Origin of the sequence: Vagococcus proximus, from assembly GCF_029143285.1 — a bacterium.
In the GTDB taxonomy this organism is placed as follows: domain Bacteria; phylum Bacillota; class Bacilli; order Lactobacillales; family Vagococcaceae; genus Vagococcus_D; species Vagococcus_D proximus.
On record NZ_JAPDSH010000001.1, the window covers coordinates 411,810 to 436,035 of the forward strand.

Annotated in this window: 21 protein-coding genes; 16 read left to right on the forward strand and 5 right to left on the reverse strand. The window is 34.6% G+C overall.

The genetic code is table 11. The features are described from left to right. The first annotated feature begins 131 nt into the window (after positions 1-131). The 8 genes from OL233_RS01985 (at position 132) to OL233_RS02020 (ending at position 10,715) form a co-directional block, all read left to right on the forward strand. On the forward strand, positions 132-5,063 hold the full coding sequence (locus OL233_RS01985) for a MucBP domain-containing protein (RefSeq protein WP_275470687.1): 4,932 nt from the start codon (positions 132-134) through the stop codon (positions 5,061-5,063). Between the two features lie 122 nt (positions 5,064-5,185). Further along, positions 5,186-5,506 (forward strand): DsrE/DsrF/TusD sulfur relay family protein, encoded by a 321-nt coding sequence (locus OL233_RS01990; RefSeq protein ID WP_275470688.1) that lies wholly within the window; start codon positions 5,186-5,188, stop codon positions 5,504-5,506. Positions 5,507-5,797: 291 nt separating this feature from the next. Continuing rightward, positions 5,798-7,105, forward strand: coding sequence for a hypothetical protein (locus OL233_RS01995; protein ID WP_275470689.1), 1,308 nt, complete (start codon positions 5,798-5,800; stop codon positions 7,103-7,105). 105 nt (positions 7,106-7,210) lie between these two features. Next, complete coding sequence (locus OL233_RS02000) at positions 7,211-8,380, forward strand: CynX/NimT family MFS transporter (protein WP_275470690.1); 1,170 nt, start codon at positions 7,211-7,213, stop codon at positions 8,378-8,380. A 35-nt stretch (positions 8,381-8,415) separates the two neighbouring features. Then, positions 8,416-8,910 (forward strand): cysteine hydrolase family protein, encoded by a 495-nt coding sequence (locus OL233_RS02005; RefSeq protein WP_275470691.1) that lies wholly within the window; start codon positions 8,416-8,418, stop codon positions 8,908-8,910. A 127-nt stretch (positions 8,911-9,037) separates the two neighbouring features. After that, a complete protein-coding gene (locus OL233_RS02010) occupies positions 9,038-9,301 on the forward strand; it encodes an autorepressor SdpR family transcription factor (RefSeq protein WP_275470692.1) in 264 nt (87 codons plus the stop codon). A 1-nt stretch (position 9,302) separates the two neighbouring features. Beyond that, complete coding sequence (locus OL233_RS02015) at positions 9,303-9,929, forward strand: DUF1648 domain-containing protein (protein ID WP_275470693.1); 627 nt, start codon at positions 9,303-9,305, stop codon at positions 9,927-9,929. Between the two features lie 48 nt (positions 9,930-9,977). Next, the gene (locus OL233_RS02020; RefSeq protein WP_275470694.1) at positions 9,978-10,715 is read left to right on the forward strand and encodes an HAD family hydrolase; all 738 of its coding nucleotides are present in this window, start codon (positions 9,978-9,980) and stop codon (positions 10,713-10,715) included. A gap of 17 nt (positions 10,716-10,732) precedes the next feature. On the opposite strand, the gene OL233_RS02025 is transcribed toward OL233_RS02020, so the two are convergent. The 4 genes from OL233_RS02025 to OL233_RS02040 all read right to left on the reverse strand — a co-directional run bounded on the left by OL233_RS02025 (position 10,733) and on the right by OL233_RS02040 (position 14,553). Continuing rightward, positions 10,733-12,178: an ABC transporter ATP-binding protein gene (locus tag OL233_RS02025; RefSeq protein ID WP_275470695.1), complete on the reverse strand. Its 1,446-nt coding sequence runs from the start codon at positions 12,176-12,178 to the stop codon at positions 10,733-10,735. Between the two features lie 17 nt (positions 12,179-12,195). After that, positions 12,196-12,858 carry an energy-coupling factor transporter transmembrane component T gene (locus OL233_RS02030; RefSeq protein WP_275470696.1) on the reverse strand — a complete coding sequence of 221 codons (663 nt, stop codon included), beginning with the start codon at positions 12,856-12,858 and terminating at the stop codon, positions 12,196-12,198. Further along, the gene (locus tag OL233_RS02035; RefSeq protein WP_275470697.1) at positions 12,846-13,445 is read right to left on the reverse strand and encodes an MptD family putative ECF transporter S component; all 600 of its coding nucleotides are present in this window, start codon (positions 13,443-13,445) and stop codon (positions 12,846-12,848) included. The genes OL233_RS02030 and OL233_RS02035 overlap by 13 nt, the downstream gene beginning before the upstream one ends. Positions 13,446-13,590: 145 nt before the next feature. Continuing rightward, complete coding sequence (locus tag OL233_RS02040) at positions 13,591-14,553, reverse strand: sugar-binding domain-containing protein (RefSeq protein WP_275470698.1); 963 nt, start codon at positions 14,551-14,553, stop codon at positions 13,591-13,593. Positions 14,554-14,744: 191 nt separating this feature from the next. Between OL233_RS02040 and OL233_RS02045 the strand changes: the two genes are divergently transcribed. The 8 genes from OL233_RS02045 to citG are packed head-to-tail and all read left to right on the forward strand — an operon-like array spanning position 14,745 to position 22,463. Next, a complete protein-coding gene (locus OL233_RS02045; protein WP_275470699.1) occupies positions 14,745-15,899 on the forward strand; it encodes an NAD(P)-dependent malic enzyme in 1,155 nt (384 codons plus the stop codon). Continuing rightward, on the forward strand, positions 15,899-17,239 hold the full coding sequence (locus OL233_RS02050) for a 2-hydroxycarboxylate transporter family protein (RefSeq protein ID WP_275470700.1): 1,341 nt from the start codon (positions 15,899-15,901) through the stop codon (positions 17,237-17,239). Before OL233_RS02045 ends, OL233_RS02050 begins: the two co-directional genes overlap by 1 nt. 22 nt (positions 17,240-17,261) lie before the next feature. Beyond that, positions 17,262-18,320 carry a [citrate (pro-3S)-lyase] ligase gene (gene citC / locus OL233_RS02055; RefSeq protein ID WP_275470701.1) on the forward strand — a complete coding sequence of 353 codons (1,059 nt, stop codon included), beginning with the start codon at positions 17,262-17,264 and terminating at the stop codon, positions 18,318-18,320. Continuing rightward, entirely contained in the window at positions 18,310-18,606 is a 297-nt protein-coding gene (citD, locus tag OL233_RS02060) for a citrate lyase acyl carrier protein (protein ID WP_126830565.1), read from the forward strand. Before citC ends, citD begins: the two co-directional genes overlap by 11 nt. 1 nt (position 18,607) lies before the next feature. Then, positions 18,608-19,510 (forward strand): citrate (pro-3S)-lyase subunit beta, encoded by a 903-nt coding sequence (gene citE / locus OL233_RS02065; RefSeq protein ID WP_275470702.1) that lies wholly within the window; start codon positions 18,608-18,610, stop codon positions 19,508-19,510. Further along, positions 19,503-21,038, forward strand: coding sequence for a citrate lyase subunit alpha (gene citF, locus OL233_RS02070; RefSeq protein ID WP_275470703.1), 1,536 nt, complete (start codon positions 19,503-19,505; stop codon positions 21,036-21,038). Before citE ends, citF begins: the two co-directional genes overlap by 8 nt. 13 nt (positions 21,039-21,051) lie before the next feature. Continuing rightward, the gene (gene citX, locus OL233_RS02075; RefSeq protein WP_275470704.1) at positions 21,052-21,594 is read left to right on the forward strand and encodes a citrate lyase holo-[acyl-carrier protein] synthase; all 543 of its coding nucleotides are present in this window, start codon (positions 21,052-21,054) and stop codon (positions 21,592-21,594) included. A gap of 11 nt (positions 21,595-21,605) precedes the next feature. Continuing rightward, positions 21,606-22,463 (forward strand): triphosphoribosyl-dephospho-CoA synthase CitG, encoded by an 858-nt coding sequence (gene citG / locus OL233_RS02080; RefSeq protein WP_275470705.1) that lies wholly within the window; start codon positions 21,606-21,608, stop codon positions 22,461-22,463. A gap of 12 nt (positions 22,464-22,475) precedes the next feature. Here citG and OL233_RS02085 read toward each other — a convergent pair whose 3' ends face one another. After that, positions 22,476-23,978: a helix-turn-helix domain-containing protein gene (locus OL233_RS02085; RefSeq protein ID WP_275470706.1), complete on the reverse strand. Its 1,503-nt coding sequence runs from the start codon at positions 23,976-23,978 to the stop codon at positions 22,476-22,478. Positions 23,979-24,226 lie beyond the last annotated feature (248 nt).

The following is a 24,226-nucleotide window of genomic DNA, read 5'->3' on the forward strand; positions in this document are numbered from 1 at the left end:
TGTTAAGATAGCATTTTCATAATTCTGAAAAACTGTTTTTTTTTAAGGTTTTTACCTAAAAATTAAAAAAAAGAGACGTTTAATTATCGGTATACTGTTTTTATAGAAGATGATTAGATTAGGAGAAAAAAATGAAAAAATACAGTTATATGCTTTATACAGCTTTATTAGTCTCTGCGCCTGTGGTGAATGCGTCGACAAGCCTTGCTACTAACACAAATTCTAAAATGAATGACGTAACTTCAGAGCAAAAAAATAGAAAGAAAACGAAACGTAAAAAAAGCTTATCATTAAATTCAGTAGTTTTGAAGAGTGAGGTAAAAGACGTTTTAGCGGGTGAAGTTGCCCCATTCAGATTAAAGTTAAATATTTCTAAGCCAGTTAAAGCCACAACGGCCACATTAGTAGTTAAACTACCTGAGAAAGCTGAATTAGCAACATCTTTAAAGGACTTAACAATCGAAGAAGTGACACCCGTTCTAAAAAATGGAACGCTTCGCTATGATTTTAAAAAACTAACAAAAGGTATTTCGGCTAACAAAAAGCTGAGTTTTAAAACAAAAAACGGAATTACACCAAATGGTACAAAATTGTCAGTTAATGGAGAACTCGAAATAGATGGTGCGCGGTCTAAAACAGAGAAAGCAGTTGTTACAATTCTGAGTGAAGCAACGTTTGCATTAACAAATAAATTCAGCCATAAAGTTGGCGACGATTCAAAAGTACAAATCCCAGCTCCAGGTGAAGAAGCAGTTTGGAATTTTAATATAACAAGTCCGAAAGTAAAAGAAGGAATAGAGTATATTAAAGAAGGAACTGATTTAACTTACAGTCTAATACTGGATGAAGGGTTGACTTTTGTCTCGATGGAAAATAATCAGCCAAAACCTACAGTCAGTGTGATCAATGTACCTGGTAGTCCTAATAACGGTAAACAAGAATTGACTTGGGTCTTACCCGCACCCTCTTATGAGGAACAAGGAAAGAAAGAAGGTGTATTACAAGGGCATGATTTTTCTTTAAAATTAAAAGTAGCTGAAGATGCAAAAGTATTTGAATCATTAATGACAAGTCTTACAGCATTTGCCACATTTGTAGGTGGCGAGTTTAAATCAATTAATCATGATGGCTCGTTAATGGTTGGACCGGACGATACAAAGAATCCTCCTCCAGTCACGGACGGTGGAGTTTATGCGATTGCGCATCGTGGTGCTTTAGATGGGCATGGAAATGTGTCGACACAATCTGATAATCCAGATCCTGATGTTTATGAAGGTGCCCAACTTAACTGGCAAGTCATGTTGACATCTGGAATGACAAATAGTCCACACTTAACTAATGATATGAAAGACTACACAGTTGTCTACGATTTAGATAAACATCTAGAATTCACAGGATTTGCAGCAGGTAGTGCTGATTACCGTCCGAATAGTTCGTATCCAGAAAATGTTCCTCTCCTTAAGCAACCTAATTATGATTTATATGTTAAGTATACAGATGAAGCTGACTTTAGAGAGAAACCTAACTATAAAGATGTGAAACCTGGAAATAATTATACACCAAAAGTCTTAGGTATTGAAAAAGGTAAAAAAGTAGATAAAATCATGTTGAAATTTAACTACGCACCAGCAGGTATGTATGGCCCTACTGTAGCATTTGGTACAACACCTGAAAAAGAGTATTTTGGTAAGATTACTAATCATGCAACTGTCCAAGCTCAAGGTGTCCGTTTTTCTAGTCAAGGTGCTATCTATAAATACAGTGAAAAAGGTGTATTTGACTTTTTAACCAATGACTATATTCCGGGAAATGACAAATGGTTGGGATATATGGGTGTTCGTTCTGCAAATGTTGTCGCTTATCCAGAGGGTGACGATAAAGTTATCAATACAACTGTAGGGCTAACTCAAACAGCAGAAGATGAAACTGTTATTTCTGGTGATAATAAAGTTCAAGTATCATTGGTTAGTGATGAATCAAGTTTAGCTACAATTAAAGGCCCATTTGAAAGTTTTGTGGCGCTACCAAAAGGCATAACATTAGATGAAAGTGCGGTTAAAGATTTAACTCACTCAATCAAAGTAATTGAGAATGATTTTCAGGGTAAGGGTAAACAGTTAGTTGATATTAAATGGGATGCAGAACGGATTGTACCCAAAGCTGATCTGACAGAATCACTACCCGTTCATATTGATGTTGAAAAAGCACCAAAAACACTTAATTTTGAGTTGTTTACAACGATTAAAGAAGATCAAAAAGTAAAGGTGCCAGAATCAAGTCAAGAATTGGGAACGAAAAAAGTTGAAGATGTATTTGATATTGATAAGGATGGGGATACAAAAGAGTTTATTTTAAAGAATGATAAAAAATACGTTTCTGTTAGAGATGAAGCCTTAATCATAGCTACAAGCTTTAATAATAAAAATGTATCAGTAACCGAAGGAATCAATGAAGCAGATCTTGGTGATACGGTAACTGGTGTGATGGATATTCATAAAACATCTTCAGAAGTCTTTGATGATTTTATCCTGATGGGAAGTGTTCCGTCATTAAATGACTCTACTTTGATTACAGGTGAAGAAAGAAAGTCTGAATTTGAGCTTAGCTTGAAAAAAGCAATTACGCTACCAGAAGATTGGAAAGATAAAGTTAGTGTATTTTACAGCACAACTAAAAATCCTAATACTGTAGGTGAATTAGATGTCAATACAGATTATGCGGGTCAAGACCCAATTAAAAATCCGATTCAAGGTGAGAACGCTAAATGGATAAGTGAATCAGATGTTAAAGATTTTTCTGAGATGAAATCATTTAAATTGATTTTTGATAAGAAAGATAAAGAGTGGGTAGCAGGGAGTACTCGTCGTGTGTTATTTGAAATGGGAGTACCGGAAAGCGTTTGGGATTTAAAAGTGGGTGACGTTAAAAAAGCATGGTTTACTGTTGCAGCAGCAGCTGATAAATTAGTTCCGACAGAGGCTGTTAAAACAGGTGTCTCAGTAGAAGGTAAAGCTGAATTTATTTCAGTCACTCATAAAGTATCTTCAGGTGAAGACTATGCGCCAATTGAAAAAATAAAAGGTAAAGCTGGAGAAAAAGTAACGGTTAAATCAGCTCCGATAAAAGAAGGGTATCAATTAGTAAGTGTTAAGGTTGACGGTAAAGAAGTCGGAGTAAAAGAAGCCTTGGACTTAGAAATAACTAAAGTTGAACAGAAAGTAGAATTTACATACGGCCCCAAATTGGTGATTGAGTTACCTGAGCTAACAGAGCAACCAATAACAGCTACTCATATAACAACCGAAGGTAAAAAATATGCTGATGCGGAAGTATTTGAAGGGAAAATAGGGGAAATATTTGATATTAAAGCTGCTCCGATAAAAGAAGGCTATCAACTAGTGGGTGTAAAAGTTAATAATAGATTACAAAAAGTGTCAGAGACAGTGCCTGTCAAAGTCACAGCGAGTGCCCAAAGTGTTGTCTTTATTTACGGACCTAAATTAACTATTGAATTACCTGAATTGGATGTTCAACCTGTAAGTGTTCAACATGTCACGACAGAAGGAAAAGAATATGCTGAAACCGAAATATTAACAGGAACAAGCGGTGAAAAAGTAACAACAAAAGCCGCACCATTAAAAGAAGGTTACCGTATTGTAGGTGTTAAAGTTAATAATAATTGGCTAGAACCAATTGAGAGCACAGATGTTACTCTAACAGGAACTGCTCAATCCGTAACGTATGTTTATGGTCCCGATTTAACTATAGAATTACCTGAATTAGAGAGTCAACCAGTTATGATCCATCATGTATTAACCACGGGTGAAGAGTATGCCCCAAGCGATGTTAAAACAGGGGCTATCGGTGACGTTTTAACTACGGTACAAGCTGGATTAAAACCAGGATTCAAATTAGTCGGTGTGAAGGTTGGCGACAAGTGGGTAACGCCAGCGGAAACGGTCGATATCAAGGTGACAGCACAAGCACAATCAGTGACCTATGTCTATGGACCAGATATTACCGTCGAATTACCAGAGGTGACAGCTCAGCCTATTACGGTTAAACATATTACATCAGATGGTAAAGAATATGATAAAACAACAGTAATTGAAGGGAAGAATGGTGACGTTGTTAAAGCTAAGTCAAGTGCGCTAAAAGAAGGTTATGATTTAGTAGGTGTCTTGATTAATAAACAAGTAGTTAAAACTAATGATACGGTAGAGTTGAAAATAAAACCTACTGCCCAATCGGTTATATTTATATATGGGCCGAAGCTAATTACGGAATTACCTTTATTAGATGCGCAACCTGTAAAAGTGATGTATAGCTATAATAATGGTGAGGAATACGCTAAATCAATACAACTAAGTGGAAAAATTGGCGATAAAGTCCATCCTAAACCAATTAAGCCTAAAAAAGGTGATGAATTAGTAGGGATAAAAATTAACGATAAGTTGCTAGATGAACGTAACGATAAAGAGTTAGAGATGACCGTTACGGCATCTGTCCAAACTGTCGAATTTATCTATGGGCCAAAAGTAATAGAACCAACACCTGAAGTTGAAGAACATAAAATTAAAGTATCGTATGTTATGAAAGATGGTTCAGAATATGCGCCAAGTATTATTTTAAGTGGTAAAGTAGGAGCAAAAGTCCTTGCTAAATCAGCTAAATTAAAAGAGTTAGTTAAATTAGTTGCCGTTAAAATAGATGGTGAAGATGCACCGTTAGATGAGGGAACAAAATTAAAAACAGAGTTGGAAATGGTTATTGGAGACAAGGATAAAGAAGTACAGTTTATTTATAGTAAACACAATAAAACTGAGCCTTTAACTGAAGAAAAACCAAGTATTTCGTTTAATAAACCAGACCGACCGAAGTTTAAATCTCACTCAACATCAACTAGACCAGAAGTTAAAAAATCATCAAAAGATAGCACAGCTTTACCACAAACAGGAGAAGGAAAAGTAACAGGTGTTATCGCTTCTATCTTAGGTGGTATAGTAATAGCTGGCGCTGGATTTATATATGTTAAATCATCACGATCACGTAAAAGAGATTAAAAAAAGAAGCCAAAGGCTTCTTTTTTTTGTGGGTTTAATTGTAAAAAGTTAGTAAAAGAAACAAATAAGAACGGTGTTGTGTTAAACTAAACATTATAATTATTCAAAGGAGCGTGTCAGGTATGAAATTTGGCGTTTTGATTGAAACAAAGGAACCAGAAAAAGCGTGGAATGGTTTTAGGTTTGCGTGTGCGTCTTTAGAAAAAAAACATGAAGTTAAAGTGTTTTTGATGAGTGAAGCAGTTGAATGTGAGCTTATAGAACATGCTGTTTATAATGTTAAAGAGCAGATGGAACGTTTTGAAAAATTAGGTGGAGAACTATTAGCTTGTGGAACATGCCTTAAATCAAGACAGTTAGAAGAGGAATCCGTATGTCCAATATCTACAATGTTTGATTGTGTGGAGATGGTGGAATGGGCGGATAAAACGATCACTTTCTAGCTTTGGAGGATGACCTAAAGGGGAATTTTTTTCACTACGAAAAAAGTTCTTCTATTTTTTTATGACTATTTTAAAATATACAATAAGTTTTTTTATTGAACGGTATTTAAACGCATTGACAATAAAAGTAGCAAATGGTATTTTTAATTCAATGTATGAGTGTTATATAGTGTTATATTCATATAGAGCTAAAAAAGTGTAAAAAATTAAATTTATCCGGATTTTTTGTATATAAAAGGTGCGTTAAAAATTTAACGAGATTTCTATTTGTTTTAGGAGGAGTTGTTAGCAGTGATTAAGTTATTTGGAAAGAAAAAACCAAAAGTTCAATATTTGAATTATGATTCATATGAGGAAGAGTTAGATTTAAATTTAATGAGTGATAGTGTTATTATTAAAGTTGAAAATGGGTTAGGAAATTTAAAAACGACTGTGTCACAAATTGGTGAGGAAAATGGATTGTCGTTAGAGTTGAATGGTACGAAGGTTCTTTTAGCAGAGTCCGATGTAAATGTGGATGAGACAACTGTAAAAACTATAGAAGATTATGCGAATGTAACGAATCCAGAGCGTATTGTTACCAAATCAGATGATTATCGTATGATAATGAATGAAGAAGAGGCAACGTTTGATGAACTTTTGAAGATTAATGAGGATATTTTTGGAATGATGGCGTCTGGATTTTATAAAATATCTTTAAAAACTATTTTTCCAACTTATGGTCAAAAAGAACTATTTTCTTCAGAAATTAAAAATAAAGAATTAAAAGCCTCTGTAGATACTTATTATGGCTCAGTTGAGGGAGATGCCATTTTTGCAGATAAACGCTTGGCCTACATGTTACCCACTCAAAATGAAGAAACTATTTCGGATAAATGTTTAGAGAGTTATCGTAATAAATCGTATTTAGGTAGAGGACTAATTCTGTCGTTTACTGGATTTCTAGGCGGCCTTTTAGATGGTCATCATAAAGCAACAGTTGCATATGAACGTGGCATTCCTTTAGAGTGTTTAACAATTGAAGCTTTGTCAGACCAACGTGCGCTTCGTTTGAAGCGTTCACAGCTCAAATTGTTAGGTGTTAGACCACAAGCTTTCCCAACACCCAAGTCTATTCCTACAATTGAAGAGTACGCTCAAATTAATAGTTTTATCAATGACTTAGGTTTAGCAAGTCACCGTGAAGTAGGCTTGCTTTATAGACGTATTTTAAATGGTGAACAATTGTTATCAAGTTCTGAATTTGATGCTTTAATATCGTATTGTCACTTGTATTATAAGAAAGCATTGGTTGAATTATATCCAATTGCATTGGAATTGCAGTATAAAAATTCTAGGAAAAAGTACTTCTCATATGTGACACAAATCAATAATGAATCGAGTGTAGATGAGATTTTGTATGATTATTTGAAAAAGGATCAACGTAGTTGCCCTGAAACAACAAAAGAGTGTGAGGGATACTTTGGTCGTAAGCTGAAAGTAAATAACTCATATGTTATAAATTCAAAATTTGAAAAAAAACACCAATCAGATTCTGCATTTTCAGCAAGACCAATGTTGCCATTATTAGCATTACTTAAAATGGACGAAGCAAAATAAAATACCGATCTTTCGGTATTTTTTTTTTGAGTCCAAACGATTGACCCGCTTAATTCCTTTGTGTTAAGGTCATAGAGTTGAGTTTTTTAAGGAGGAGTTAAGAGTATGACAAGAAAAAGACAGCAGTATTTATTAATGCTGGGCATTATATTGGTTGCAACGAATTTAAGGGCCCCAATTACTTCGGTAGGCCCAGTTGTTAATCAAATTAGTAGTGAGTTAAATTTGAATGGGACATTAACAGGATTGGTTTCAACGACCCCTTTAGTTTCCTTTGCAGTATTTTCAATGCTAGCACCAAAAATTGAGAGACGGTTTGGTATTGAGCGAGTATTATTTGTTGCCTTATTATTTTTGACAGTTGGAATTATAATTCGCTCGCTTGGTTCAACATTCAGTTTATTTTTTGGTACGGTATTTATTGGAATTGGCATAGCGCATGGTAATGTACTATTACCTAGTATGGTGAAACGTTATTTTCCAGATAAACTTGGAATGATGACCGGAGCCTATTCTGTTGCAATGACGACGTTTGGAGCATTGGCATCGGGTATTAGTCTACCCGTTTCAAAGATAGGTGGAATGGGATGGCAAGGAGCACTAGCTATTTGGATGATCCTTTCACTTGTAACAGCATGTGTATGGTTCCCACAACTCAAGACTAAAACAACAGTTGATTTGTCGATAAGTAAAGAGGAATCAACTAAACTTATGCATTCGTCACTTGCATGGGCGATTAGTTTATTTATGGGAATTCAATCTTTAGTTTTCTATACGTTAGCTGCATGGTTGCCTGCTATATTGTCAGATAAGGGAATTAAGGCAGAGAGTGCAGGTTTGATCTTAACTGTATTACAATTGTTTATTATTCCTGCGACATTTTTTGTACCAGTTTTAACAACAAAAGTTAAAAAACAATATCTATTAGTTATTGTAGGTGTTGGTAGTATCATTGTCGGTGTATTTGGTATTATAGTTTCAGATTCAGTTATTATTAATTATATAGCTGCTGCTTTGATTGGAAATGGTGGGGGATTCTGTTTTAGTTTATCAATGATGTTCTTTAGTTTGAGAACATCAAGCCCGCATCAAGCTTCTGAGTTATCTGGTATGGCACAGGCGATTGGTTATTTACTTGCAGCCTGTGGACCATTGATGTTTGGTATGTTGCATGATTTAACAAATAGTTGGTTATCTCCACTCTTTATTTTATTAGCATTATCTGTTATTTTATTAGGTGTAGGGTTAAAATCATCCCAAAATAAACAATTATAAATCATTGTGTTCTTCTATAATAAGTGAGGTGTAACATGATACAAGATGCATTGGTAGTCATTGATTTACAAAGAGGGGTTCATACGATAGAAGCTCCTTTGTATGAACTAAATAAAATCATAAAAGGTGTGAATGACCGTATTGATTTATACCGTGAAGCGGGTAAGACAATTATTTTTGTTCAACATTTTAATGATAGTAATTTAGTTAAAGGCAGCAAAGACTGGGAATTATTTTCAGTATTAAAGAATGAGCCAACGGATAGTTATATTGATAAAGAAACGGCGAATTCTTTTTATAACACAACTCTTTTAGATATTTTAAAAGAAGAGGAAATAAATTCAATTGAATTTTGTGGAGCGCAAACAGAGTATTGTGTGGATACGGCGATTCGATTTGCTCAAGGTAGTGGCTTTAACTGTTATGTTACCCCGGGGTTGCACACGACTTCGGATAGCGAGATTTTATCAGCAGAACAAATTATTGCGCATCATGATTATATTTGGCGTAATTGGTTTTTAAGTAACTAATAGCAGTAACAACACCTATTTAGATTTTATTCTAAATAGGTGTTGTTTTTTTATAATCCCAATGTTACACTCTATTTAGAAAGTTATCTAATTAGAAAAACTTCTAAATAGAAAGGAGTAAGAAAATATGGGGATGTCAGAAACGTTAAAAGCCATTTCAGATCCTGTCAGGCGACAGATTCTTGAGATGTTAAAAGGTGGCGATTTATCCGCAGGGGATATTGCAGAGCGCATTGATTTGACCAATGCGACGGTATCTTATCATTTATCTCAATTGCAAAAAGCAGGATTGATTGAAAAACGTAAAGAGAAGAATTTTATTTATTATGAGTTGAATCTATCAGTTTTTGAGGACGTTCTAGTATGGATTCAACGTTTGGGAGGAAATTAAGATGGAAAAAGTAGATTGGAAAACAGCGATAATAACAAGTGTGGTTACTCTTTTACCAATAGGAGCGGGCTTGTATTTTTATAAAGACTTACCTGAAAGAATGGCCATACATTTTGATATTAATAACGTCGCAGATGGATTTGCAAGTAAAAATGTCACATTATTCTTGTTGCCACTCTTTATGGCAGCTGTTCAGTTATTTACTTGTGTGATGAGTGATCGAAAAAAAGAAGCAGGGTATAAACCTAAAATTGATTATATTTTTAAATGGATTATTCCGATTTTAAGTTTTATCGTATATGGTTTAACACTAGCGGTAGGGTTAAATAAACCTGTTGATATTCGTGTTGTGATTTGTCTTGTTTTAGGTCTTATCTTTATGATTATTGGAAACTATCTACCTAAAACACGTGGTAATTATAGTTCTAGTAACCGGCCGTTTAGAAAAGTTAAGTCGTCATCTGTTATGAAGGAATATAATCGAGTGATGGGGTATGTCTTTTTAATTATAGGTTTGCTAATGGTTGTTTCAATTTTCTTTGCACCAGTTGTTTCAGCAGCGGTTATTGTTATATTTGTTGTTATAAGCATTGCTATGGGTCTGTATTACATGAGAAAAGGGAGATAGTTATTATGTTATACTATAAGTAATATAAGAGGGACAAGGGGAATGGTTATGAAAAGAAAAGCGTTTATTTTTGATTTAGATGATACGCTATACGATCAGTTTTTAACCTTCAAACAAGGGTTTGATTTATTTTTAGGTACGTATACGGGAACTGAACCATTGTCGTCAATACCTGATACTATTTTACATTCGATATATATCAAGAGTCGTTACTATGGGGATCAAAATTTTGAAACCATTCAAAAGTATCCCGATAAACGTTTTTATTATGACAGTTTACGTGTTCGTTTAGCTTTTCAGGATTTTGGCTTTAACTTGACAGAAGAGGATACAAATTCTATTGATACGTTATATAAAAAAGAACAGTCAAACCTTATATTAGCTCATGGTATGAGAGCGTGCTTAACAGAGCTGAAGAATGCAGGTCACTTTATTGGAGTCATAACAAATGGCTATTCTCAACAGCAACGTGATAAACTAGCGGCCCTTCAAGTGTCAGATTTGATGGAGAGGGAAACGATATTAGTATCAGCGGATACGCCCTGGATAAAGCCTCAAAAAGAGTTGTTTGAGTATTATATATCTGAGCATCATTTAGAAGATTTCGCTACATTCTATATAGGAGACTCTTATGAGAATGATGTACTAGGAGCGTGGAATAGTTCTATCACGCCAATCTGGTTAAATAAAAAGAAACAGCTAGTTGAAGAGGGTGAACATGATTTGTATCATGTAACATCTTACGACGACATGTATCATTTACTAAAAAAAATAAGCACCCAATAATAGGGGGCTTATTTTTTTTAGAGACAAGAATCTGCTAGTTGATTTAGAGTTTCATTAGTAAGCGAATACTCTGCGACAACCGAGCCTTTTTCAAGTTCGATGATTGAGTCGGTTGTTAGTGCAAGTAGTTCCAAGTCATGGGTGATAAGTATCACGATTTTACCAGCTTCTTTTATTTCCTGAATAGCAGAGGCTACTTTAACTAAATGATAATAATCTAACCCACTTGAAGGTTCATCTAAGATAATGATAGGTTTTTCAGATAGGTACGCGGTAGCAAGTGCTAAGCGCTGTTTCTCACCACCAGATAATGTCCTTGGGTGATGGTTAAGTAGGTGCTCAAGATCAAATAAAGAAAGAGCATGGTCTACTTTTTCTTTATCAGGTGAATTAAATAGTAATTCTTGCTTCACTGTTTCGAAGAAGAATTGTAACGAAACATCTTGCATAACCATAACAGATTGTTTCATGCGTTTTTTCTTTTTTAATTGTTTATCATCAAGATGGACGGTCCCATGCTTGAATCGTTTTAGCCCAGCTAACGAGTTAATTAGAGTGCTTTTTCCTGCACCGTTATGCCCCATTAGACTCGTGACACGGTTTGAGTTAAACCTGATGTTATCTATTGTGATAACGTTGGGTTTTCCTGAGAATCCTGTTACGAGTTGTTTCCCATCTAGTTTAGTATCAGGTGCAACTTTATCTAGGTTGTTGATAGCTAGATGAGAAGGTTCAAGCGTTCTAAGGCCGATTTCTTTTCGGTAGTTTTCGCCTAGTTTTTTAAAGCCATCATTAGCTAAATCAAGAGTAATGTTTCCTTTTTCTAGGATAAGGTAACGGTCTGCTAATTCGTTCAGGTAAGAAAGTCGGTGCTCAGATATAACAATTGTTGTTCCTTTTTCTTTTATCGTAGTAAGGATAGCAGCTAGTTTTTTTGTGTTTTCAAAATCAAGATTACTACTAGGCTCATCTAAAACAATAAGCTTCGGGTTTTGAATATAAGCCGCTGCACAAGCTACAAGTTGTTTTTCACCACCGGATAAATCAAACATTGAACGGTTTAAAAGTGGTGTCAAATCAAAGAGTGAAATGGCTTCTTCTCTTTTTTGCAAGATTTCTTCAGGAGAATGCCCTAAATTTTGAGCAGCAAATGTGAGTTCGTCATTTACTTGTGTTGTAAAAAATTGTGTACGCGGTTGTTGGAATACAGAGCTTATGTCTTCTGAAAAATCATTAAGTGTGCTTTTTCCCAGTTCTTGATCACCTACAAAACATTTTCCAGAGAAAGCGTTAGGGTGGTTAATCGGTAATAGACCATTTAAACACTGAGTAAGGGTTGTTTTGCCACACCCGCTTTTCCCGCAAATGACTACAAATTGTCCTTTTGGAATAGAGAGGTGCCCAATAGAAAGTACTGGCTTTTTTTTATTAAATTGAACGACCATGTTTTGAATCTCTATCATAGTGCTTCCTTTCTATACTATAAAATTAAAAGCATGAGTGATGCTATGACTACACAAGCATCAAGTGTTTTAAATTGTAATGTTTGCAGCTGTGTACGTGGATTAGTTCGATCGAGACCTTTAGATAGACCTGCGAGTGTGAGTTCTTCGGCGCTTGTAATAGCAGAGTTTAGCAATGGGATTAAAAAAGCTTCCCATGAAAAACGCTTAAAAAAAGGTTTAGAACTTAATCTAAGGCAGATACTATGGTAAACAGATTTGGCATCGCTTAGAAAGTGCGGTATAAATCGTATCATAATTAAGAGAGGAATCACTAATTTTTTTGGTATTTTTAATTTTTCGAGTGATAAAATTAATTCTGATACAGTCGTTGTTTTAATCAAGTAGATGCCAGCCATCATAGTCGGCATAAGTTTAATTAATCCTAATGAAAAAGCGGCTACGGCACTTGCGAAAAAATACTCGTGAGATGTGGAGGTAAGTGTGTAGAGTGTTACCAGCACAAGTAGTATCGAAAGTGTTGTAAAAAGTGTTCGGTATTTCTTAGCTATAAGCAATAAAAAAGCAAGACCTCCGATTAAAAGTGCTTGCTTTGTAAAGGATAGATGGAATAGAAAGGCAAGATTGCCAATTATAATCATAAAGAATTTAATACGAGGGTCTAAAATTAATCCAGGCATTCTTGACCATCCTTATTAAAATGTTTTTTTACCATCTTTTGTCCATATAACCCACCAACAATTGAAAGTAACAGAATCAGTAAAATGATAATGATTAAAAAGCTATTAGTTACATAACTAAAAGTTTGATCGATGTAAGCTGTATCTTTTCCACGACGAACTAAATCGTTAATATACTGATTTTTCATAAACCAAAGTGGAAGCAACGGTCCAATTAAACCAAAGCTGAATAAAATGTAGCCAGCTAAATCTTTAATTTTTTTACGCGATCCTATATGTGTGAGACAATCTGCCAAAATACCGAATAGAAAATTTGGTATAAATGATAATGGGAAATGACCAGTTAAAAGCATGAAGACACCCATCACAGAACTAAGAATAGTGATGACTCCAAATTTAGGAACACGGTCTAAAAGAACAAAGTAGATTGGACCTACAAGAAGTGCGCAGACACTAGGTAGTAAGAAATTACCTAGACCAGGTAACAAGAACATGCAACTGAAAGTTATAATTGTAACGATTACAAAGTATAAACCAGAAAAAACGCCAGTAGTAATTAAATCTTTTGTTGATAAATTAAGTTTCATTGCGGTATTTCCTTTCATTTTTAAGTCTAGCCTTACCTTATCTATTTTATCACAAATGAGAACTGATATCAGTTGATAGGCTTGTGAAATATAAAAAAACACCCACTTTTTTTTAAGGGGGTGTTTTTTTGTTTGGTCTGACATGTTAAGTTGTAATAGTTTGACCACGCTTTATATGTTGCATAATTTTTAAAGCTGTTTTTTCGTCGATAATCATGTCTGTAAAGAAATTCCCATTTAGTGCTCCGAGACAAGGGTTGGCCTTGAATTTATTATTACATATAGCAATTCGCTTAGGAATTTGTAAAATCTCTACAAGACTTAAACCGAACGTTTTGTCATGTGCTTGATTTAGGAATTGTCCATTGATGTCATAGGGGCGCCCGTACACCATACCGATAGCTTCCTTAAATTGGGGTCCAAAAACAAGCTCTTTATTTTGATTCCAAGCATCAACACTTGTAATAGAGCTTGGAGTGGCCAATCCTGTCAAAAGTAAATCAGCTTTTTTAGCGGCTGATAATGTTGTATTGATAATCGGTTCAAGAGCAAGTAACTCACGAACGTCATCATTCATAATATAGAGAGGGGCACTTAAGGTTAGGTAATTGGCTTCGAATTTACTAGCTGCTTTTTGAACCAATCTTAATGAACCGGCAAGAGAATGGTATTTTCCGACTTCACCTATAAATTGAGTGAATGTTAAATCTTCACGAATTTCGTTTTTAAATTGTTCTATGACCTTGTATACACTATCTCCCCATGAGAGAGCTACAGTTTGAGATTGATCAATACGAGATTGAACTGTTTTGGCACAGAAGTCCCAGAAATGTCCGTCGTCTTCGGTAATATTCTCTGTGTTTTTTAAAACTTTTACATTTGTTTGAAATTGTCGATTGAAAAAGGCTTCTAATTCCTTATTTCTTGAAAAAGGAGAATTGATTGTGATTGATACCACGCCAGTATCAATTGCTTGTTCCAAGTTTTTTAATATTTTATAACGACTTAAGTTATATTTTTTTGTTAAGTCAGTGATGGGTATATTTTTTAAATAGTAATCTTCAGAAAGATTCACTAATAGTTCGTCATTATCAAGATTATTGTCCATAAAATCACTTCTTTTCTCTCAGATTATTAATAGTATAGCAAATCTTGACTAAAGTTTGTAGTGTGATTATTTAAAGTTATTTAAAAACAGATATAGTTATTTACTTTTTTGAAAAAAAGTTTATAATAATATTTATAATATTTCAAAATATTTAATAAATTTTTTAAATACTTAAAAAAGGAGGAAGTTGAATGGAACAAGAAGTATTAGATTTACATAAAAAACACACGGGTGTTTTAAGTATCAAAGATGAGATTAATGTGACAAATAGTCATGATTTAGCCTTGGCTTATACCCCAGGGGTTGCTGGTTTGAGCAAATTAATTGAAAAAGAACCTGATTTAGCTCGTGATTACACAATTAGTGGCAAAGTTGTTGCGGTGGTAACAGATGGAACCGCTGTTTTAGGGTTAGGAAATGTTGGACCACAGGCAGGTTTACCAATCGTTGAAGGGAAAGCGTTATTATATAAATCCTTAGCAGATGTAGATGCCTTTCCAATTTGTATTAAACAAGGAAGTGTTGATGAAGCTGTTGCAACGATTCAAAATTTAGAGCTAAGCTTTGCTGGTATTCATTTAGAAGATATTCAAGCCCCAGCTTGTTTTGAAATTGAAGACCGTCTACAAGAAATGTTATCTATTCCTGTTTACCATGATGACCAAGAAGGAACAGCTATTGTTGTTTTAGCAGGTCTATTGAACGCTGCAAAACTTGCGGGCAAACATTTGTCTGAAATGAAAGTTCTAATTAATGGTGTTGGTGCTTCAGGTATTGCTACAGCTAATCTTTTACATGCTGCTGGCATTACTAAAATGACACTTGTTGATATTGAGGGTGTCTTGAGTAACGGAAAGGGTTGTTCAAATCCTTATCAAGAAGCGTTGGTAGAACGTATCAATTATGAAGTAGACGCTAATACGTTAGAAGAGGCTCTAGTTGGTCAAGATGCATTTATCGGATTATCAGATGCAAACTTAGTAACGAGTGCTATGGTAACTACAATGGCTGAAAACCCTATTATTTTTGCCTTAGCTAATCCAGTACCTGAGATTACACCTGACGAAGCTAAAAAAGGTGGTGCCCATTTAATAGGAACAGGCTCGTCGGCTTATCCAAATCAGATTAATAATATTTTAGCTTTTCCTGGTTTATTTAAAGGATTATTGAAAGCTAAAATTAATGCTGTTACATTACCACTTCAAGTAGTTGTAGCAGAAGCAATTGCAGGGTTAGTTTCAGAACCAACGGCTGAAAAGTTAGTCCCCGGAGTATTTGATGCGGGTGTTGTTGAGGCTGTAACGGATGCTATCGTTAATTTTAAAGAAAAAGAGGAGGCGTTATAATGTCAACGCAAACAGAGACAAAACAAACAAAGACGTTTGTTGAAAAATTAAAAGGATTTAAAATTGGGTTCATTCCATTGCCATTATATTTATTATTAGCTATCGGTTATGCTCTTATGACATTTGCAGAAAAAGTACCTGAAAATGATATGTTAGCAGCATTAGGTATCATGACGGTATTTGCTTATTTATTAGAAGAAATTGGAAAAAATATTCCAGTTCTTAATTCACTAGGTGGGAAAGTATTAGTAGTAACATTCTTCCCAGCATTTATGGTTTATAAGAATTGGTTACCTCAAAGTACAGTTAAAGTTGTAAGTGACTTTATGAATAATACAAATTTCTTAATGTTCTTTATTACATTATTAGTAGTAGGTAGTATTGCATCAATGAACCGTCACACATTGATTAAAGCAAGTTCTAGAATTATTATTATTCTAATCTTATGTGACATTATTGGGTCATTAGTTGGAACAGGTGTTGGGATGATGTTAGGTATGTCAGCTTGGAAAACCTATTTCTTCATTGTTGCGCCAATCATGGCTGGTGGTGTTGGTGAAGGTGCGATGCCACTTTCAATGGGTTATGCAGCAATTATTGCTAAAGATCAAGATGGTATTTTTGGACAAATCTTGCCGTGTGTTATGTTAGGCAGTTTAGTTGCCGTTTTATGTGCAGGAGCTCTTAAAAAATTAGGTGATGTTCGTCCTGATTTAACTGGTAATGGTAAATTGATTGATGATCCTAATGAAGAAAAATTAGCAAGTCTTAAAGGTGGTAAGGTAGAAGTTAATATCGAGCAAACATTGATTGCTGGTGTTGTTGCTATTTCAATTTATTTCTTAGCAGTATGGGTAGAGCATATCTTTAAAACATATGTTGGTTTCCATATCCCATCTCCTGTTATTTTATTAGTATCTGTTATGGGTGCTAAGATGTTAGGTTTCATCCCTAAAGAGATTGAAGAGGGTGGAAACAGTTTATATGGATTTACAGTTAAGGGTATTACGCCACCGTTACTATTTGGTGTCGGTGTTGCCAAAACAGATTGGAATAAATTAATCGAAGTATTTAATAGTCCAGCAGCTATCTTGACTATTATTGCAACAGTTTTAGCAATTGTGGCTACAGCTTACTTTGTATCAAAAGCCTTAGGTTTATATCCAGTAGATACAGCTATTGCCGTATCATGTTGTAGTGGACAAGGTGGGACAGGTGCCTTAGCTATTTTAGGTGCTGGGGACCGTATGGAATTAATGCCATTTGCTCAAGTTGCTGTAAGACTTGGTGGCGCAATGACCGTAACTTTTGCCATTTTCCTAATGGGAATTTTATCATAAGCTATTTTTAAGGAGGACTACCATGTATTCAGAATATAATGTAGTTCATCTAAATTTAAGTCATACGAAACAATTAAATGAGTGGTCAACTCTTCTTAAAGAAGAAGGGTTAACAGCTTTCTCTAAGGTAGAACTAGCAGAGCTAGATTTTACCTTAGGGATTTATTTAGATGATGAATTAATTGCAACTGCATCAAGTTCAACTAATATAATCAAATTTGTAGCAATTAAAGAATCAGAACGAGCAGGCGGAAGTTTGTTTAATACACTTATTTCAAGTGTTATTTCTGATTTAGCAACACGTCATATTTTTCATGTCTTTGTTTTTACGAAGCCAATGTATAGTCAGTCTTTTCAGTATTTAGGATTTAAAGAATTAGCTTCAATTGAAAAAGGCTGTTTATTAGAAACTGGTGATCAAACTATCATGGACTATTTGAGTACTATTCCTCATAAAAAAGGGGAGAAGATTGCTAGCATTGTCATGAATGCCAATCCATTTACTTTAGGACATCGTCATTTAGTTGAGACAGCTGCAACTGAAAATGAGTGGGTTTACTTATTTGTTGTCAGCGCGGATAGATCACTATTTACAACGGAGGAACGTTATCGATTGGTTCAAGAAAATACAAAGGATTTAGAGAATGTCATCGTTTGTAGTGGCGCAGATTATCAAGTTAGTCCGATTACTTTCCCGACCTATTTTTTAAAGGACACAGATGATAAGGTTGCATTTCAAACAAAACTAGATGCTAGTATTTTTAAAAAGTGGTTTGTTCCAGAGTTAAATATAACAAGTCGCTATTTAGGAGAAGAACCATTTTCGGTAACAACACAAGCTTATAATGAAGCGTTACAGTCCGTTTTGAATGACGTATGTGATGTAAAAGTGATTCCTCGAAAGGAAACACAAGAAGGTATCGCTATATCAGCGACAGAAATTCGACATCTATTGGCTCAAAACCAATTAGAATATATAAAAGACCAAGTGCCTAAACCGACATTTGATTTTATTATGGCGCACAAGGAGAGCTTGTTGACGCGAATAAAAACTAGGGAGGAAATTAAGAATGAAGATTGAAAAAACAGCCATTGCAGGCACATTGGAATCAAGTGATATCCAAATTACAGTATCAAAAAGTACTGAAGGGATTCAAATAGAATTAGATAGCCAAGTAGCTAAACAGTACGGAACACAAATTAAAAAAGTGATGATAGACACACTGGAAGCTTACGGTATTACAGAAGCTAAAGTTAAAGCTGTAGACAAAGGTGCACTAGATTGTACGATCAAAGCTCGTATGGTTGCGGCGATTAACCGAGCTATTGATGCGAAACACACAGATATTAATTGGGAGGTACTGTAAAATGGAAGAACGTTTAAGAAGAACGATGATGTTTGTACCTGGGAATAACCCTTCTATGATTAAAGATGCTGGGATTTACGGTGCAGACTCGATTATGTTTGATTTAGAAGATTCAGTATCATTATTAGAAAAAGATGCAGCTAGAATGTTAGTTTATCAAGCCATCCAAACAGTTGATTACGGTGAAACTGAATTAGTTGTTCGTATCAATGAGTGTTCATCAGAATTTGGTAGAGCTGATATTTTTTCAATGGTTAAAGCAGGTGTAGATGTTATTCGTTTACCAAAAACTGAAACGGTTGAAGATGTTTTAGAGGTTGAAGCAGTTATTTTAGAAGCGGAAAAAACTTTTGGACGTGAAGAAGGCTCAACACGAATGATGGCGGCTATTGAAGGGGCGAGTGGGGTTTTAAATGCACCAGCTATTGCAGTCTCATCTAAGCGTTTGATAGGTATAGCTATTGGGGCTGAAGATTATGTGACTAATATGAAAACACGTCGCTATCCAGACGGTCAAGAGTTATTCTTTGCTCGTAGTATGATTATTCACGCGGCACGTGCAGCTGGTATTTCAGCATTTGATACAGTTTATTCAGATGTTAACAATGAAGAAGGTTTCCGTAATGAAGTTGCGTTAATTCGTCAGCTTGGTTTTGATGGCAAGTCTGTTATTAATCCTCGTCAAATACCTGTTGTTAATGAAATTTATGCCCCAACTATTAAGGAAATCGAAAATGCTAAAGCTGTTATAGAAGCTATTAAGACTGCCGAGAAGAATGGTTCAGGCGTGATCTCATTAAACGGTAAAATGATTGATAAGCCAATTGTAATGAGAGCTGAGCGTGTCATGATGTTAGCGAAAGCGTCAAAAATAATTGATGAAGAGGGTAATCTCTATGAATAAAATTGAAAATACATTTAAAAATAGTTTAGGACAAACTTATGAGCCGTTTAAAACAGCAGATTTAGAAAGTTTGGAAATAGAGCGTGTTGCTCCTAAAGTTAAAACAATGCCAACAACGGGTTCGAAACGAGTAGATGATATTCAAGAAGTAATCAAACGCACAGGACTTAAAGATGGGATGACTATTTCATTCCACCATCATTTACGTGAAGGAGATTATGTTTTTAACCAAGTGATGACAGAGATTAAAAATATGGGCTTCAAAGACTTAACGCTAGCACCGAGTTCTTTAACAAATGTTATGAATGACATGGTGGTTGAGTGTGTTAAAGCGGGTGTTATTACATCGATTACAAGTAGTGGTATGCGTGGAAGTTTAGGAGAATTTGTTTCAAGTGGACAAATGGAAAATCCTGTAATCTTACGTTCGCATGGTAACCGTGCTCGTGCGATTGAATGTGGTGAGATTAAAATTGACGTGGCATTCCTTGCAGTACCTTGTTCAGATGATTATGGTAATGCTAATGCAGTCAATGGAAAAGCTGTTTTTGGTTCCCTTGGTTACGCTCGAGTTGATGCTCAGTATGCAGATAAAGTTGTTTTAATCACAGATACAATTTGTGGCTATCCAAATACACCGATTAGTATTCCTCAAACGCAAGTTGACTTTGTTGTGAAAGTCGAAGAAATTGGGAATCCTGATAAAATTGGGGCAGGCGCAACTCGTTTCACAAAAGACCCTAAAGAATTAAAAATTGCAGAGATGGTTAATAATGTCATTGTCAATTCGGAGTACTTTAAAGACGGTTTCTCTTTCCAAACAGGAACGGGTGGAGCTGCCTTAGCTGTTACACGCTATTTAAGAAATTCTATGATTGAAAATAATGTAAGAGCTAGTTTTGCGTTAGGTGGTATTACTCGTCCAACTGTTGATTTATTAGAAGAAGGGTTAATTGATACTATTGTTGATGTTCAAGATTTTGATAAAGGTGCGGCATTAGGTATGGCTGAAAATGCTAAACAACAAGAAATTGATGCGTCATTCTATGCTGGGCCGCATAATAAAGGTGCAGTAGTTAATAAGTTAGATGTTGTTATTTTATCAGCGCTTGAAATTGATACCAACTTTAATGTTAATGTTATGACAGGTTCAGATGGTGTCTTACGTGGGGCTATTGGAGGCCATCAAGATGCTGCTAATGCTAAGTTAACCATCATATCAGCGCCACTGGTACGTGGTCGATTAGCCACGATTGTTAATGAATTAACGACTGTCGTAACACCTGGTGAAAGTATTGATGTTGTTGTGACAGAAATAGGAATTGCTATTAATCCTGCCCGTACAGATTTGATTGAACAATTCAAAAATAATCCTAGTATCCCTGTGTTTACTATGGCAGAATTACAAGAAAGAGCTGAAAAAATTGTTGGTGTTCCTGAGCCGATTGAGTATACAGACAAAGTTGTGGCTTACGTGGAATACCGAGATGGGTCACTGATTGATGTTGTTAAACAAGTAAAAGAATAGTGAGGTAAGCGAGATGGATATGTTCTTAACAGGTACACCGCAAACATTGCTTGATATATTAGATAATAAAGAAGAACGGGAGCGTTATAAATTGCAACAATTGGCTGAATTCCCTACATGTCAATTGGTTTCAATTGGGATTAACATACCTGGAGATATCAAAACAAATGAGAGTATTGAAAAAGTATTTAACTTGGCAACAGAAGCGTTCGAACGCTACCTAATGGATAATGAATTAATCATACGTCATGTGAGAAAAAAATATAATCCAACTGGGCCTGAATTTTATACATTGATTGACTCTGAACGAAATGATATTAAAAGACTTTGTATTAACTTTGAAACATTCCATCAAGTAGGTAGACTGCTTGATATTGATGTGTATCAACGAGATGAGGCGGGAGAAATGCTAATTATTGATCGCGATTTTTACAATTTGCCGTCAAGACGATGTTATGTTTGTCAAAAACCTGCTAAGGAATGTACCCGTGCTAAAACTCATTCGATAGACGATTTGAGAACTAAGATAAATAAAATGTGTCAGTCACTAATTTAAAGGAGATAACAATGAAAAATGCTAGATATTACAGTCAATTTGCACAGCGGGCTATGCTTTACGAAGCGGTATGTCACCCAAAACCTGGTTTAGTAGATCCAGTTAATTCAGGGGCACACCAGGATATGGATATTTTTACATTTATAGATAGCAGTTGTAGTATGCAAAAAGAGTTCGAAGATATGTATCTAGCTGGTTATCAATTTGAAGGGAACGATTTAAACGAACTTTTTGATTCAATTCGTCCTATAGGTTTGAAAGCGGAAAAAGAAATGATGCAGTCAACTCATAATGTTAACACTCACAAAGGTGCTATCTTTTCGCTAGGTATTATACTAGCAGGATTAGGACATTTAGAAAGTCAAAAAAAAACTGTAACAATTGACTCACTTCAGAGTGTTGTTAAAGCCATGACAGGTCATCTTTTAGATGATTTCAAAGGATTGGAGTTAAAAACGGAAGAGGCGCTTACAAATGGCGAAAAATTATACATCGACTATGGTTTACTAGGAGTTAGAGGGGAAGTAGCACAAGGATTTCCTACTGTATTAAATTATGGTTTACCTTTATTAGAACAGTATGGAGCGTGCTCTAACGAGTCGTTATTGAATGTACTAATGCTGATGCTTTATTATAATGAAGATAGTAATTTAATAAAACGAGCGGGTGACATCAAAATATTAAACTGGTCCAAAACAATTGTGACGCGTTATTTTGAAAAAGGTGGCAGTCAAACAGAAGAGGGAATAACTTATTTAAATGAATTGAACGATTTATTTATTTCAGAAAATTTATCAATTGGTGGGACAGCTGACCTACTTATTGTGACTGTTTTTATATTTTTAGTGACATCAAATCAAAAAAAATAAGACCATAAGGTCTTATTTTTTTTGGAAAAGTTTTTCTAAATAAACATCAGAAATCAAACGGCACAAGCTTCGAAGGTCTTTATCTGCTTCAATATTAGCGTAATAGTAAAATTTTACAGGTTCCTCATAGGCGTGTAATTGATCAGAAACGACTAAATCTGCCTGTCTTGCATCATTATGAAAGACGATGGTGTCAGGTTTGAATAATTCTGATAAACGTTCTTTTAAGTAGTATTCATAAGATAATTTAGTTTGAAAATCTAATACAACATAAAGTTTAGTTTGGCGTGTTTTTCGATAGAAAGATGATGTTAATTCTTCGAAAAAGTCAATATTATCTAATAATAGTTTTGCATAGCTTGGTGAAATGCCTGTTTTAATTAAATCTGATGAAATATTAGCTTGAAGAGTTGATTTTGGAGAAGTATCTTTGACGTCCTCAGTTAGCTGAGTTGCTTTAAAGATACTCTTCATGTCTGATGAAAAAAGTTTGAGATAGATGAGGCTGACTAACGTTGTGTAGTTAAATGTTAGAGCATCTTTTTTTGAAATAGGGCCAATACTGTCTAGTAAATGTTGGCTGATTTCTTCAGACTGCATAATAATTTCTGGTAATTCAGTATTTAATTTCTCTAAGATGTTTAAGTAGATTATAAGATGGTCATTTTGTTCAGCAACTTGAGAAAATAGTATTAGAATTAAAAAGTTTGTAAAAGCAAGGGCATCCGGGTTGGAAATCATGTCAGTAATTTCAGGACTAAATAAATTCGTTTCCTCATATAAGAGTTTCAACAATAGCTTTACATCTGGATCTTCTATTGTATAGGTTTCTAATTCTGGTAAGAAGTTTCTTATACAATTGTATAAGGTATTGGCACGAAATTGTTGAAAATCATTTAAATCACTAATGGTATGGTCCGCAAGATAGTGTTCTATTTCTGATTTTTTGTCGTCATTATAGTTTTCTCCATCAGAAAATAATTTATCATGCATTTCTGAGAATAGGTATGAAAAAAGAAGGATATTTTGCAAGCTACCCTCTAACCCGATATTTCCGCGTTTCGTTTTGATTGTTATATTATAGTGTTTTAAAAATGCCTTAAGTCGAGCTAGAATTTGATTGTAGTAAACTTCTGAAATATTAATTTCAGTTAAAAGTTCACTTAGTTTAAAATGGCGATGTTTTACTAAATAGTTCAAGATTAAATACTCATAGGAATGAGATAAATCAGATTGAACTTTTTTTATAATTAGGATATTTTTACTTAGGTGTTGATTTTCAGGTGAGTTAAAATCAATTTGTAAAGTTTGCCCTGTATTTATAATAATAGGTTGGCTTGTTTTAAATTGATCCTGATAATAATCATTAAGCTGTGAAACGTATCGATCTAATGTCGGTCGACTTACTGCTAAACTTTCACAGAGGTCCGTTTTTTGTTTCGGGTTCTCGCTAGAAAGTTGATTAAGCAGCATTAGTATTTTGTGTTCATTCGTTTTAAATATAAGATTTAACATAAAGATCTTTTCTCCTTTATTCAACAGATATAATGAATTCTATTTATTTTATCATAAAACAAATAGGTTGTTATTATATGAAAATAACAAAAAAAAACCAAAAAATAAAACAAAACGCTCAAATAGGGTAGTTTTTTCAAAAAAATAGTTATTTGAACAAATTGATTTATTATTAGGAAGTGATTTTTTTTCACCATTAATATACAAAACGAACGTTATTTGAAAAAACGTAAATAAAAAGACCATAA